13 protein-coding genes are annotated in these 13,532 nt (G+C 53.3%); 7 read left to right on the top strand and 6 right to left on the bottom strand.

The window, feature by feature from the left end:
* Positions 1-38: 38 nt before the first annotated feature.
* Positions 39-311 carry a hypothetical protein gene (locus AC6CHM_RS07195; RefSeq protein WP_115052401.1) on the bottom strand — a complete coding sequence of 91 codons (273 nt, stop codon included), beginning with the start codon at positions 309-311 and terminating at the stop codon, positions 39-41.
* A gap of 155 nt (positions 312-466) precedes the next feature.
* On the opposite strand from AC6CHM_RS07195, the gene hemF reads away from it, so the two are divergent.
* Positions 467-1,378, top strand: coding sequence for an oxygen-dependent coproporphyrinogen oxidase (hemF, locus tag AC6CHM_RS07200; RefSeq protein WP_498172508.1), 912 nt, complete (start codon positions 467-469; stop codon positions 1,376-1,378).
* Between the two features lie 96 nt (positions 1,379-1,474).
* Positions 1,475-1,657, top strand: a complete 183-nt coding sequence (locus AC6CHM_RS07205; RefSeq protein WP_115052399.1) for a DUF1059 domain-containing protein — start codon at positions 1,475-1,477, stop codon at positions 1,655-1,657.
* Between the two features lie 9 nt (positions 1,658-1,666).
* On the opposite strand, the gene AC6CHM_RS07210 is transcribed toward AC6CHM_RS07205, so the two are convergent.
* From AC6CHM_RS07210 to AC6CHM_RS07220, 3 genes are read right to left on the bottom strand one after another with little or no spacing between them, the layout of a single operon-like run.
* Complete coding sequence (locus AC6CHM_RS07210) at positions 1,667-2,938, bottom strand: CCA tRNA nucleotidyltransferase (protein WP_498172510.1); 1,272 nt, start codon at positions 2,936-2,938, stop codon at positions 1,667-1,669.
* Entirely contained in the window at positions 2,935-3,576 is a 642-nt protein-coding gene (locus tag AC6CHM_RS07215) for a CoA pyrophosphatase (RefSeq protein WP_115052397.1), read from the bottom strand. Before AC6CHM_RS07215 ends, AC6CHM_RS07210 begins: the two co-directional genes overlap by 4 nt.
* The gene (locus AC6CHM_RS07220) at positions 3,573-4,181 is read right to left on the bottom strand and encodes a DUF1285 domain-containing protein (protein WP_498172511.1); all 609 of its coding nucleotides are present in this window, start codon (positions 4,179-4,181) and stop codon (positions 3,573-3,575) included. Before AC6CHM_RS07220 ends, AC6CHM_RS07215 begins: the two co-directional genes overlap by 4 nt.
* A 123-nt stretch (positions 4,182-4,304) precedes the next feature.
* Here AC6CHM_RS07220 and AC6CHM_RS07225 point away from each other — a divergent pair, with 123 nt between their 5' ends.
* The 4 genes from AC6CHM_RS07225 to AC6CHM_RS07240 are packed head-to-tail and all read left to right on the top strand — an operon-like array spanning position 4,305 to position 11,136.
* The gene (locus AC6CHM_RS07225; RefSeq protein ID WP_307279598.1) at positions 4,305-5,312 is read left to right on the top strand and encodes an AAA family ATPase; all 1,008 of its coding nucleotides are present in this window, start codon (positions 4,305-4,307) and stop codon (positions 5,310-5,312) included.
* The gene (locus AC6CHM_RS07230; protein ID WP_115052394.1) at positions 5,312-6,226 is read left to right on the top strand and encodes a DUF58 domain-containing protein; all 915 of its coding nucleotides are present in this window, start codon (positions 5,312-5,314) and stop codon (positions 6,224-6,226) included. Before AC6CHM_RS07225 ends, AC6CHM_RS07230 begins: the two co-directional genes overlap by 1 nt.
* A complete protein-coding gene (locus tag AC6CHM_RS07235; protein WP_498172513.1) occupies positions 6,223-9,051 on the top strand; it encodes a DUF4159 domain-containing protein in 2,829 nt (942 codons plus the stop codon). Before AC6CHM_RS07230 ends, AC6CHM_RS07235 begins: the two co-directional genes overlap by 4 nt.
* A gap of 9 nt (positions 9,052-9,060) precedes the next feature.
* Complete coding sequence (locus AC6CHM_RS07240; RefSeq protein ID WP_307286192.1) at positions 9,061-11,136, top strand: hypothetical protein; 2,076 nt, start codon at positions 9,061-9,063, stop codon at positions 11,134-11,136.
* Positions 11,137-11,138: 2 nt separating this feature from the next.
* Here the strand turns inward: AC6CHM_RS07240 and AC6CHM_RS07245 are convergent, their stop codons facing one another.
* Positions 11,139-11,645, bottom strand: coding sequence for a GNAT family N-acetyltransferase (locus AC6CHM_RS07245; RefSeq protein WP_440805510.1), 507 nt, complete (start codon positions 11,643-11,645; stop codon positions 11,139-11,141).
* Positions 11,646-12,017: 372 nt separating this feature from the next.
* On the opposite strand from AC6CHM_RS07245, the gene AC6CHM_RS07250 reads away from it, so the two are divergent.
* A complete protein-coding gene (locus AC6CHM_RS07250; protein ID WP_498172515.1) occupies positions 12,018-12,998 on the top strand; it encodes a glutathione S-transferase family protein in 981 nt (326 codons plus the stop codon).
* Between the two features lies 1 nt (position 12,999).
* On the opposite strand, the gene AC6CHM_RS07255 is transcribed toward AC6CHM_RS07250, so the two are convergent.
* Positions 13,000-13,470 (bottom strand): NUDIX domain-containing protein, encoded by a 471-nt coding sequence (locus AC6CHM_RS07255; protein ID WP_115052389.1) that lies wholly within the window; start codon positions 13,468-13,470, stop codon positions 13,000-13,002.
* Positions 13,471-13,532: the final 62 nt, after the last annotated feature.

Raw genomic sequence — 13,532 nt, forward strand, 5'->3', positions numbered from 1 at the left:
TTTTATTGTTGTTTGGTGCCAAAATGCCAAAATGTGACTTAGTCAGCATTCGGCAGTCGCCGCATGGTAAACTCAATTATATCTCCCGGACGCTCATACCAGCTTTCGATCTCGGTCCAATATGCAGCCTTTGGATATTGAGCGAACCACTCCTTCGCTTTTTCGCGCGCTGCCAGTCGCGGAAGCTTAAAACTCTCGCGAACGAACGCACCGCGCTGCAACCCAACATCTTCACGGCTTTGCCTCAATCTCTTGCGCAGCCCGTCGAGAGGCGGTTTCGGAAACTGCGATTTGGGTGCTCTGGAAACCATACTCGTATCCTCACTGAGCCCTACACCTGATAGATTAAGTGGAGGGCCGCCGAAAAACGAGTCATTTTTTGTGCATTTGCGAATTGGGTAAACGGCTTTGTCTTTTGGCTGTAATCTGTTGTGCTATTGTTCGAGCAAACAAGGATTCTCATCTCATGGACCGTCCCGACATACCCGCCATCCTTCCCGAAAAGCTCGAAGAGAAGAAAACTGCAGCAACGGCCTGGTTTACCGAACTACGCGACAAGATTTGCGCAAGTTTTGAGTTGTTGGAAGACGAGTTGGAAGGCCCCCTGTCCGATCGCACGCCTGGCCGCTTTAAACAAACGCCCTGGAAGCGTGAAGGCGATGGCGGCGGCGGAACCATGTCGGTCATGCATGGCCGTGTTTTCGAAAAGGTCGGCGTTCATATTTCAACAGTTCATGGCGAATTCAGTCAAGAATTCCGCAAACAAATCCCGGGCGCTGACGAGGACCCACGTTTTTGGGCGTCGGGAATTTCATTGATTGCCCATCCGCAAAGTCCTCTCGTGCCTGCCGTGCACATGAACACGAGAATGGTAGTGACCACCCGCCAATGGTTCGGTGGAGGGGCCGATCTGACGCCTGTTCTGGAACGTAAGCGGCAGTCAGATGATTCTGACACTGTGGCGTTTCACAAAGCGATGAAATTTGTTTGCGACAAGCATTCCGCAGTCGCCGACCATGAAAAATTCAAATCCTGGTGTGACGAGTATTTCTACCTGCCGCACCGTAACGAACCCCGTGGCACCGGTGGCATTTTCTATGACTGGTTGCATTCATCCGACGAGAACGGCGGATGGGACGCGGACTTCAATTTCACGCGCGATGTTGGCCGGGCATTCTCGGTTGTTTATCCCTATCTCGTAAGGCAAAACTTCAATCAGGATTGGACTGATGCTGATCGTCAGGAGCAACTTGTCCGGCGTGGTCGCTATGTCGAGTTCAATCTGCTTTATGATCGCGGAACAATCTTTGGATTGAAGACCGGAGGTAATGTCGACTCTATTCTTTCATCCATGCCCCCAACGGTGAAATGGCCATAATAGGAATTTTGGGGGATCAATTCGGGTTTTGATGCGTTATAGTCCTCACCGTTGTGAAAAGAGTGCTTGTGGGCACTCGCAATAGGGAGAGAAGCCATGAAAGAACTTCATTGTATTGTTCCCGGCTGCCAGTGGCACACACGTCACGACACGGATGCTGAAATCATACGTCGAACCACTGACCATCTGCGCGAAACCCATGGTGAGACAACCATTCGCGAGTCTATGCTGGAAACAATCAAAGCCAATATCCAGCCTGAAAAGGGCAAGGCGGCCTGACCATCTTGCTTACTCTGTAGCGGCAATCTCCGGTATGCGTGCTAAAAGTGCGTCGCGGTCCAGCGTGAAGCCGGAGTTGACCCATTCTTCTTCGAGCTGCCGTTGAATTTGACCAATTGCCGGTCCCTTGAGTCCGCTTGCAGCAACAATGTCCCCGCCGGAGAGCGGAAATTTAGGCCGATTATAGTCCGCAATATAGTCGAGCTGTTTGGACAATAGCCCAGCGCGCATCATTGCGCCGTTATCTGCCATTGCTTGAGCACGTGCGCTGACGATTGCCAAGCGCAGCCTGTCTTCCATGCCTTGGGCGTTGCTGCGATACAGTTTTTTGGCAAAACCGGTTTCAGATATTTCCGCAGCAGGCAGGGTCGTATCTGCCCAGTTTTCGAGCCGCTCACGCTCGCTATTTGACAGCTTAAGCCTTGCTGCCATCTCCGCTATACGACCCGCATCTGGCGGAACAATGCTGGCTAGGCGCAATATAGGATCGACCTCCCACCGCAAATCCTGCTCGGTATCAACAAGGCCGTGGATCGTATCAATGCCCCATTTCTCACTTTCCGGTAGCACCGCCGTCAAAACACCGGCCTGCCGCATCCACAATAAAGCCCGCGAGGGATCCGGCGCCGCAAAAAGTTTCTTGAGTTCTGACCAGGTTCGCTCAGCCGACAATTGTGCGAGGCCATCCTTCAAACGCGCACAGGCTTTCAATCCTTCGCTTTCGGGACGACCTTTTCCATACCACGCAAAGAAACGGAAAAACCGTAATATACGGAGATAGTCCTCGCGGATACGTTGCTCAGGATCCCCGATAAAACGAAGCGTCTGGCTTTCTATATCTGCAATACCGCCCACCAAATCTGTAATTGTGCCGTCGGCGTCAGCATAAAGCGCGTTGATGCTGAAATCACGGCGCTGGGCATCTACGAGCCAGTCGCGACCAAACGCTACCTCGGCATGTCGCCCATTCGTACTCACGTCGGCGCGCAGACTTGTCACTTCATAAGGCTTGCCGTGACTTACAACCGTTATCGTTCCGTGATCAATGCCGGTTGGGATCGCTTTGAAGCCTGCACTCGTTGCTCGTTCAATCGTCATTTGCGGTAAACATGTCGTCGCAATGTCAATATCGGATACGGTTTGATTGAGCAGGGTGTTACGCACAGCGCCACCGACAATGCGCGCTTCTTCGCCACCGGAAGACAGCACAGCCAGCAATGATTGCAATGAAGGTTCATTCAGCCAATCTGCCTTACCGGCGATGGAAATCATCTTGCTCACGCATAGAGCCTTTCATAAAGCGTTCTAATAATACCTGCGGTCACGCCCCATATAAAGCGGTCTCCAAACGGCATTGTATAGTAATAGCGTTCCTTGCCCTGCCACATTCGGCTCTCACGGCGATGATTGGCAGGGTTCATCAAGAATGACAAAGGTACCTCGAAAACATCCGCCACTTCATCCGGGTTGGGAATGAGGTCAAAGGGCGGATAGACCAACCCGATTACAGGCGTGATCGAATAGCCTGTCGTGGTCAAATAACGGGGAAGACGACCTATCAACTCCACGTTGCGGCGTTCCAATCCAATTTCTTCTTGGGCCTCGCGCAATGCCGCCGTCTCTGCTTCATAATTGTCTTCCGGGTCGATTGCTCCTCCCGGAAACGCGACCTGTCCGGAGTGTTTTCGCATATTTGCATTTCGCAATGTCAGTATAACATTGGCCTCCGCACCGCGATCGACAATCGGCACAAGCACTGCCGCATCCCGCAACGGATTGGCAGCAATCAGCACGTCAAGCTCGGGATTGAGAATATGGTCGCCATGGTCGACGTTCACATCCTGATTGCCCTTGAGACCCACGCGCTGTGCAAACGACTGCGCTGAAAACCCTTCAATAAAAGCCGTTTGTTCAGTCATAGGCTTTGTTTCTCAAGTTCACCGGCAGGCATGATGGGGAAGACTGCGCCGTTCGAACGAACTGCAAACATGGTCTTGCCGTCAATTTCAATCTCTTCACCATAATTCACCAATTCATACATTACGGGCCGCGCAAGCAGCGCCTCAAGGCGCCCCCGCACAAGCAAATAGGGTTTCAATCCGCCATTATCCTCGTCGATAACAAAGCGAAGCGGATTGTTCGGGCCAGCCTCCACTATATCGCCGACATTGGTGCGGAACGTCATGATTTGAGCGCCCGCTGCGCTCGCCACATTCAGTTCAACCGCGAGAAAATGTGCATCCTCAACGCGAATGCCAACCTTCTCTACAGGGGTAACGAGATAGGTTTTGCCATCTTCATCTTTGCGCAAAACTGTAGAAAACAACCGGACGAGCGGTTGCCTTCCAATAGGCGTCCCCAAATAGAACCACGTCCCATCGGCCTTTATCTCCATGTCAAGATCGCCGCAAAAATCCGGGTTCCATTTGTCAACGGGTGGCAGTCCCTTTTCTGAAACCGCCGCGCGCGAGATCAAAGCTTCGAGCCCTGCAGCGTCTCCCGGTAGGTTCGTAGATTTTGCCATGGCCGGACCTTTTTTCTGTATACGTCACGAAATAGTCAACGTTGGACCGCTTGTCAGCATGTCATAGTGATTTAGATTCATTTAAGAAAGAGTCTGAGCAGATACCAGTTAAGAGGTGACCCCATGAGTGTGATTAAACCTGAGGTATCGGTCGACCCGAAAGAGATGGTCGCAGAGGCTGAAAAGGCGCTCGCAGATATCGCCAGCGTAAAAGCGGGTATTGGCAAAGTCATATTCGGGCAGGAAAGCGTCATCGAACGAACACTTGTTGCGCTTTTGGCCGGTGGACATGCTCTTCTCGTCGGGGTGCCGGGCCTCGCAAAAACAAAATTGGTCGAGACATTGGGCACAGTGCTTGGCCTTGACGAGCGCCGCATTCAATTCACACCAGACCTCATGCCTTCTGATATTCTTGGTTCAGAAATCATGGAACAGGACGAGCACGGCAAGCGGACTTTCCGCTATGTTAAAGGTCCAGTTTTTGCGCAATTGCTCATGGCAGACGAAATCAATCGCGCATCGCCTCGTACGCAATCTGCGCTGCTGCAAGCAATGCAGGAATATCATGTAACGATTGCAGGCGAACGCTATGATTTGCCGCAGCCCTTTCATGTGCTGGCAACGCAAAACCCACTGGAACAGGAAGGCACCTATCCGCTTCCGGAAGCTCAGCTCGATCGGTTCCTCATGCAAATCGATATTCTTTATCCGGAACTTGAGGCTGAGAGGCAAATCCTTCTCGCGACAACCGGCACAACGGAAGCTGTTGCAGCCAAAATCATTGATGCCGAGCGCCTCCGCGCCATGCAAAACCTTATTCGGCGGATGCCGGTTCCCGAAGGCGTGGTCAATGCAATCCTCACTCTCGTTCGGGCTGCACGCCCGGGTGCGGATAATGAGATAGCAAAGAAACTCATCTCGTGGGGACCCGGCCCTCGTGCGAGCCAGGCCTTGATGCTCTGTGCAAGAGCACGGGCACTTTACGATGGTCGTCTTGCGCCATCGGTTGATGATGTAAAGGCGCTAGCTGAGCCAGTACTACAGCATCGCATGGCGCTGACCTTTGCCGCCCGCGCCGATGGTATGAATGTCCGGGACGTCATTGGAAACCTGACAAAGGCCACGCTCTGATGGCAGCAATTGGCGCGCAGGTCCAAAAGACTGGCACGGGCGATGCGCTTGCGCGCGCCCGTCAGCGCGCCGCGCTTCTGCCTGATCTGCTGGTTGAAGCCCGCCGGATTCTCAATACCGTCAATACTGGATGGCATGGCCGTCGCAAGAGCGGGGTTGGTGAAAGCTTCTGGCAATTCCGGCCCTATACGGAAGGAGAAGCCATATCGCGCATCGACTGGCGCCGCTCAGCTCGTGATGACCGCACTTACATTCGTGATCAGGAATGGGAAGCAGCCCATACGGTTTGGTTATGGGCAGACCCCTCACCTTCGATGCTGTTCAAATCCGAGCAGGCTCAAGCATCAAAAGAATCGCGTGCGCTTGTCATGATATTGGCTCTGGCGGAGCTGTTGTCACGCAGCGGCGAGCGGATCGGCTTTCCGGGTGTGACCGATCCGACTTCCGCACGAAACGGCGCTGAACGTTTGGCTACCTCCCTTGCGCATGCGGGTAATCTCAGCGCCAAGCCAGATCTCAGTCGTATCAAACGCTTTTCGGAAGTCGTGCTCGTCAGCGATTTTCTTGATCCTGTCGATGAAACAATCGCTACTCTGGAAAAGCTGGCTCATTCAGGTGCACGTGCTCATTTGATCGAAGTTTATGATCCTGCCGAAGAGGATTTTCCTTATCGGCGCAGAACCGAATTCGTCGACCCAGAAACGGGGTCCTCACTGACATTTGGCAGAGCGGAGGATTATGCCGACGGGTACCGCCGCCTGTTTTTTGCCCGACGCGCAGCATTAAGCGATTTTTGCAAGCGCATTGGCTGGAGCTATACCACCAATCGCACAGACAGGCTGGCATCCGAAGCACTCGTATCAGTCCATATGAATATGACTGCCAATGTGGGCTATCAAGGGGGGGCATCATGAATGCGCTTCCCCTGGCTTTTGGCGCGCCGTACCTTCTGGCTGGCCTCTTGGTTCTTCCTGTTATCTGGTGGTTGTTACGGGTGACGCCGCCGCGTCCGGTCCTGGAAATATTTCCACCGCTAAAGATACTCGCACAGCTAAAGCAAAAAGAAGAAACGCCCAACAAAAGCCCTTGGTGGATGACGCTTTTGCGTCTTTTGCTTGCCGCATTCATTATTCTGGCACTCTCCGAACCCGTATGGAACCCACGGCTTGAGACCATGTCAGGAAAGGAACCTGTTGCCATTGCGCTTGATAATGGCTGGTCTTCAAATGAGGAATGGACTGCCCGCAAGGAGACTGCTGAAAGACTGATTTCCGATACACAAAGCGATGGCGCACTGATCTATATCGTTGGGACGGCTGAAAAAGCGAATACCGATATCGGCCCCTTTGATGCCAATACTGCCTTGGAGCGGCTTCGTGCCTTGACTGTGCGGCCTATCCCCGTTGATCGCTCACAAGCTTTTGCCCGGCTTAAGGCAGTTTTGGCAGATACCAAAGGGACGCGGCTGGCATATCTTAATGATGGTGTGGATGAACCGCGAGCGGCAGAAGCAATCAAGTCACTTGAAGGCTCCGGCATTGCTTCCATGATCTGGTATCAACCATCGATAGCTTCCCTTGTTGCGATAAGGCAAGCGACGAATAATGCAAATGGCCTCACCGTCCGTATTGTCCGTTCAAGCATTGATACTAGCCGCAATGTGGTTACCGTTGGAGCATTTGACGAAAAAGGCCGGCGCATTGCCGACACCGGAATCGCATTCAACGCAGGTGAAACTGCTGCCGAAGGCGTAATAGCTGCGCCTTATGAGCTACGAAATGATTTTCATAGCTTGAGGATCGATGGCACTGCACAGGCTGGGGCTACTTATCTGATCGACGATAACAATAAGCGTCGCCGGGTTGCGTTACTTTCTGGATCTGAAGCAGACCTGTCGCAGCCCTTGTTATCACCGCTTTATTATATCTCTCGCGCGCTTGAGCCATTTGCCGATCTGCTTCGGCCGCGAAATTCCGAGCTGATCCGCGCTGTGCCGGAATTGCTGGAACAGAAGCCTTCTGTGATTATAATGGCTGATATTGGCAAGCTCCCGGCTGAAACTGAACAGACTTTGTCAGACTGGGTGAACAAGGGCGGCACGCTGATCCGCTTTGCCGGTCCGCGCCTTGCTGGTGGAAGCGAAGAAGACCCGCTGCTCCCAGTCAGGCTGCGCAAGGGCGAACGCTCCTTGGGCGGCGCATTATCGTGGAAAGAGGCTCAGCCTGTCGCATCTTTTCCGTCAAATGGTCCTTTCGCCGGTTTGCCTACACCACAAGACGTAACCGTGTCGCGGCAGGTGCTCGCCGATCCATCTTCCGACCTCTTTGAAAAAAGCTGGGCCAATCTTGCCGATGGAACGCCACTCGTTACCGGGGAAACACGAGGACGTGGACAGCTTGTTCTTTTTCACGTTACTCCCGAAGCAACTTGGTCCAATCTTCCCATTAGCGGCAGCTTTGTAGATATGTTGCACAGGATTGTCTCTCTTTCGTCAAACGCCGGTACCATCGCACAGGATAGTGGCGCGAACAGCGCTCGAGCTTTGCCACCTTATTTGACGCTCAATGGCGATGGTGCGTTGATGCCTCCAAATCAGGACACCAAGCCGCTCATTACATCGGGTTCAAATCTGTCGGTGACATTTGAAAATCCGCCGGGCTTCTACGGTGTGGAAGACGCAATGACCGCGCTCAACCTTTTCAAACCTGACAGCGAGATCAATCCGCTCGCTCGTCCGGAACTTAACTTTCGCGTCACGACCGCACGCTATGCTGTCGATGAATCCATACCCTTGCGCGGACCACTTTTTGCTCTTGCCGCAGCTCTGTTGGCGCTTGATGCTCTGGCCATAATCTGGCTCGGGGGACATTTGCGCCGCCGACTTCGCACAACCGCTGCCGCGTCACTGGCAATCCTCTTGCTCCCCGCTCTTATTGCCTTTGCACCTTCGCCTGCGCAGGCTCAACAAAATGACAGTAAGCCAGGTGACCAAGCCATCCTTGATGCTATCAATGTAACGCACCTGGCCTACGTCATTACCGGGGATGGGCCGACCGACGACATCAGCAAGGCGGGCTTGCTTGGTCTTTCCAAGGCTCTGGCTGACAGTACGGCATTGGAACCCGGCGATCCCATCGGTGTTGATCCTGCCCGAGACGAGCTTGCTGTCTATCCATTAATTTACTGGCCTGTCGATGCCGACGCTAACATGCCTTCCTCTGAGGCAATCGCTAAAATCAATGCTTACATGCAGCAAGGCGGTACTGTCCTGTTTGACACGCGCGATCAGGACGCGGCTGCATTCAATCTCGATAACTCAACGACGCCGTCCACCCAGAGGCTGCGGGACATTCTCTCAGGCCTGAATATACCGCCACTGGAACCCGTGCCCGGTGATCATGTTTTGACCAAAACATTCTACATTTTGCAGGATTTTCCCGGACGTTACCGCGGTAGCCCTCTTTGGGTCCAGGCATCGCTTAATGAGGATCGGCGTTCCGACCGGCCTGTCCGCGCTGGTGACGGCGTATCGCCCATTATCATCACCGGTAATGATTTTGCCGGAGCTTGGGCAATTGATGCTAATGGCGCGCCTTTATTGCCAACGATTCCAAACGATCCTGTGCAGCGTGTGCATGCTTTTCGGACCGGCATTAACATTGTCATGTATATGCTGACCGGGAACTATAAATCCGACCAGGTACATGTGCCAGACCTCCTCCTGCGACTGGGGAATTAGGCAATGTATATTTCAGTCGATTTCCAGCCACTCGTCTCCAATACTCTACTCATCCTTCTCATCGTGCCACTTGTAGCGCTGGCTTTGGCGGGCATATTCTTTCGCCAGCGCGGAAGTCTGATCCGGAGTCTGGCGGTAGCCGCTCTGATAGCAGCCCTTTTTAATCCGATCGTAGTCAACGAGGAACGCGAGCCGCTTAAAAGCGTGGTGGCGGTCATTGCGGACCGAAGCCAAAGTCAGGATATCGGCGTTAGATCCGCCGACACCGACGCTGCGCTTGCTCAAGTGCAGGCAGCATTGGCGAGACTACCGCAATTTGAAGTCCGCACGGTCGAATCCGGACGCTCTGCTGAGAATGATGATGCCACGTCGACGCGTCTTTTTGGAGCCTTGAACGGCGCATTCCGCGATGTACCCCCTGCCCGCATCGGTGGCGCGATAATGATTACCGATGGGCAAATCCATGATATTCCAGCCAACAAAAGCGGTCTCGGTTTTAATGCTCCCGTGCATGGTTTGATTACCGGTACGCCCAATGAGATCGATAGGCGCATTCAATTTGTACGCGCTCCGCGTTTTGGACTTACCGGAAAGCCTCAACAGATTACCTATAAGGTAACTGGTGCCGGTGAGCCTCTGGGCGGTCGCGCAGGTGTGCGTGTGCGCGTCAATGGAACAGAAGTAAGCAGCCAGGACGCGATTATTGGCGAAGATATGCCGTTGGAAGTCACGCTTCCCCGTGCTGGCGTCAATATCGTCGAAATCATCGTCGATACCGTTCCGGGGGAGCTGACCGAGGTCAATAATCGCGCTGTAGCAATGATTGATGGTATTCGCGAGAACCTTCGCGTTTTGCTCGTTTCGGGCGAACCGCACAATGGCGAGCGCACATGGCGTAATTTGCTCAAGTCAGATGCATCGGTGGATCTGGTGCATTTTACCATCCTGCGTCCCCCGGAAAAGCAGGACTCGACGCCGATCAACGAACTATCCCTGATAGCTTTCCCGACGCGTGAGCTGTTTGTTGAACGTATCACTGATTTTGATTTGATTATTTTCGACCGCTATCAGCATCGCGATGTGCTGCCGCTGCTCTATTACGATTATATCAATGATTATGTTCAGCGCGGCGGCGCGCTCCTGATTGCAGCCGGGCCAGAATATGCCGGCAACATGTCTATCGCCAATACACCGCTGCTTTCAGTTCTTCCTGCTGTTCCAACCGGCAATATTGAGGAAAGAGCATTCTATCCTCGTCTCAGTGAACAAGGAAAACGTCACCCCGTAACAAGGGGGCTTGAAGGCAGCACGCAAGAGCCACCAAACTGGAGTCGCTGGTTCCGCGTTATCGACGTGAATAAGCCCGAGGGCGAAGTGGTGATGAACGCTGGCGACCGGCCACTCCTCGTGTTGAACCGATTGGGCGAAGGGCGTGTCGGCATGTTCCTTTCCGATCAAGGCTGGCTTTGGGCGCGTGGCTTTGAAGGTGGCGGGCCTCACGCGGCGCTTTACCGGCGTATCGCCCATTGGCTGATGAAAGAACCCGAGTTGGAAGAGGAAGCGCTGACGGCAAAGGGCTCTGGGCGCAATTTGGAGATTCGCCGCCAGACAATGGCAAAAACGGCCGATCCCGCCAGTATTATCACTCCCTCGGGCAAGACCCAGTCTGTGCCTTTGGCCGAAACAGAACCGGGCGTTTTCACCGCATCTGTGCCCATGGAGGAAATTGGGCTTTACCAGGTGGCCAATGGTGATCTGACAACACTTGCGCATGTTGGTCCCGTCGACGCCCCTGAATTTGCAGACAACGTGTCCACAACAGCTAAACTTGATCCGCTGACCCGCGAAACTGGTGGTGGCGCTCGCCGTCTGCGTGAGAGCGCGGATCAAGCGTCAATTGAAATTCCGAACATTGTCGCCTCTCGCGGCGCAGCCAGTGCCAGCGGTGATAACTGGATCGGACTTCGCCCAACCAATGAAACAGTTCTTAAAAGCGTAGACCGGCTACCGCTGTTTTCCGGATTTCTTGGACTTGCTGCAATGATATTTCTGCTCGGCGGAATGTGGTATCGCGAGGGAAAGTAGCGTCAGGCCACCGAAGCATGCCTGACCCTTCCCTGCACGTCTTTCAATGCGTGCGGAACAAGTTCACATGCTAAAAAGCGTGACGGCTCAACCGGCGCGGGCATAACAATTTGATGGCCTTCGATCCGCCTGAAACCAAAGGGCGCGTAATAGGGCTCGTCTCCGACCAGAATTACCAACTTGTGATTGGCACGCCGTGCAGCCTCCATGCTTGTGCGCATCAAAGCCGCACCGATGCCTTGCTTTTTCCAGGCAGGACGCACTGCAAGCGGGCCAAGCAACATAGCCTTGGTTTGCCCAATCAGAATGGGAGTGAGCCGTACCGAACCCACGACGTGCCCGCCACTTGTGGCGACAAAAGAAAGGCTGCGATCATGCGGCCCACCCTCGCGAATACGATAAGCGGCACGAGTAAAGCGTCCGGGGCCGAAGGCCTCTTTGTTGATGTCTTCAATGGCAGTGTCATGCTCCGGTTCTTCCGGTGCGTAGGTTACGACATGGGACAGCATTCTGGGCATCTTCATATGGGAGTGGGACAGAACCTTCATGTTCAGAAGGCAAGACAGGACGTCCGCCGCTATTAGCGCCGGTCAGGGTTTCATCGTCGGATGAACAAAGTACCTGTCACAATTGTCTCCATTTTTCCTCGCTAACATTAAACCGGGGCGGCGTAAACCGGAAAAGTGTCATGGTTTCCGGCTATTGGCCGATTGTGACATTCCCGTCCCTAGCGATCGCCAGAGGAATGCGAATATCAGTTCCATGCATTAGCGACACACTGTTTACATTCATCGTTCTGGTTGCACGGTAAAAAATGCCTAGGTAAGCATCGTAATGCGAATATCCCGTGTCGTTACGGGCAACCTTGAAGGATGAACGAGATGGGTTTGTTAATTGACGGCGTTTGGCATGATCAATGGTATGACACCAAGGAAAGCGGAGGTCGCTTCATCCGCTCGGAGTCCCAGTTTCGCAACTGGGTAACGCCTGATGGCAGTGCGGGCCCAACCGGCGAAGCAGGATTCCAAGCCGAGCGTGGCCGTTATCATCTCTATGTTTCATATGCGTGCCCTTGGGCCCATCGCACTCTGATCTTTCGCGCCTTGAAGAAATTGCAGGACGTCATTTCTGTTTCTGTTGTGGATTACTACATGGGCAGCGAAGGCTGGACATTCTCCGAAAAAGACGGAGCCACGGCCGACCACCTTTTCGGCTACAGGCGTCTTCACGAAGTCTATACGCGCGCGGATATCAATTACTCCGGACGCGTTACTGTGCCCGTGCTGTGGGACAAAAAACAGAACACAATCGTCTCGAACGAGTCCTCTGAAATTATCCGCATGCTCAATTCTGCTTTCAATGAGTATGGTGATCCGGATTCTGATTTCTATCCGGAAGAATTACGCGGCGGGATCGATGCCATCAATGCGATTGTTTACCCCAACATCAATAATGGCGTCTATCGAGCCGGATTTGCCACAACACAAGAAGCATATGAAGAAGCATTCGCTCAGTTGTTTGGTGCACTGGACAAAATAGAGGTCAAACTCTCAAAGCAGCGCTATCTCGCCGGCAATCGCCTGACCGAAGCTGACTGGCGGTTATTTACAACGCTTCTACGCTTTGATCCGGTTTATGTCGGCCACTTCAAATGCAATCGACAACGGATTGCCGATTATCCCAATCTCTCAAATTACACACGTGAACTCTATCAGGTTCCCGGCGTCGCACAGACGGTCAATATGGAGCACATAAAAGGGCATTATTACAGGAGCCATAGTACAATAAATCCGACGGGTATCGTCCCGCTTGGGCCTGAAATTGACTATGCGGCACCACATAATCGCAATCAGATGGCCTGAACTACCAGAGCAGGGGCGGCTCCAAGCCGTCAAATATTTCTGCGAGCCTTTGTCGTGTCGAGGGCGTAGTGTCTTGCGGCAAATCATCAAGCTTAAAAAACCCTGCCTCGGCAATTTCACGATTGGCGAGGAAGGGCGTCGCCTGCCGAAATGACCGGCAGACATAAAGCGCGACATGATCGCGCTTTGAAGCATGAGCATTATGATAAATGGCAAAAAGCTCAGGGCGCCCCGTCAGTTCAATATTGCCTTCCTCCATAAGCTCCTTGGCGAGGGTTTGCTCAACCGTATGGCCGGTTTCAACGCCGCCACCTGGAAATTGCCAGCCTGCAACATAAGTATGGCGGATAAGGAAAACTGAGTTGGTTGCCTCATCGAAAACGACTCCGCGTGCGCCCAGCGTCATGGGGCGGCGAAATAAAAAATAGATGTGAAAGAGGCGGAGCCGCCATCTAAAGTGTTTTTGTGCCATGCCATCCGGTTTTCAACGAGACTGTCAAACCATGCGACGGTTCTATCACTGGATTCCTGCCT

The organism is Phyllobacterium sp. GQ127 (assembly GCF_059758635.1).

Bases quoted from the DNA above. Each gene is read 5' to 3' on its own strand.
- AC6CHM_RS07235 (WP_498172513.1), top strand. From the start codon at position 6,223: ATGAATGCGCTTCCCCTGGCTTTTGGCGCGCCGTACCTTCTGGCTGGC.
- hemF (WP_498172508.1), top strand. From the start codon at position 467: ATGGACCGTCCCGACATACCCGCCATCCTTCCCGAAAAGCTCGAAGAG.
- AC6CHM_RS07195 (WP_115052401.1), bottom strand. From the start codon at position 311: ATGGTTTCCAGAGCACCCAAATCGCAGTTTCCGAAACCGCCTCTCGAC.
- AC6CHM_RS07215 (WP_115052397.1), bottom strand. From the start codon at position 3,576: ATGACTGAACAAACGGCTTTTATTGAAGGGTTTTCAGCGCAGTCGTTT.
- AC6CHM_RS07245 (WP_440805510.1), bottom strand. From the start codon at position 11,645: ATGCTGTCCCATGTCGTAACCTACGCACCGGAAGAACCGGAGCATGAC.
- AC6CHM_RS07230 (WP_115052394.1), top strand. From the start codon at position 5,312: ATGGCAGCAATTGGCGCGCAGGTCCAAAAGACTGGCACGGGCGATGCG.
- AC6CHM_RS07225 (WP_307279598.1), top strand. From the start codon at position 4,305: ATGAGTGTGATTAAACCTGAGGTATCGGTCGACCCGAAAGAGATGGTC.
- AC6CHM_RS07255 (WP_115052389.1), bottom strand. From the start codon at position 13,470: ATGGCACAAAAACACTTTAGATGGCGGCTCCGCCTCTTTCACATCTAT.
- AC6CHM_RS07220 (WP_498172511.1), bottom strand. From the start codon at position 4,181: ATGGCAAAATCTACGAACCTACCGGGAGACGCTGCAGGGCTCGAAGCT.
- AC6CHM_RS07205 (WP_115052399.1), top strand. From the start codon at position 1,475: ATGAAAGAACTTCATTGTATTGTTCCCGGCTGCCAGTGGCACACACGT.
- AC6CHM_RS07250 (WP_498172515.1), top strand. From the start codon at position 12,018: ATGGGTTTGTTAATTGACGGCGTTTGGCATGATCAATGGTATGACACC.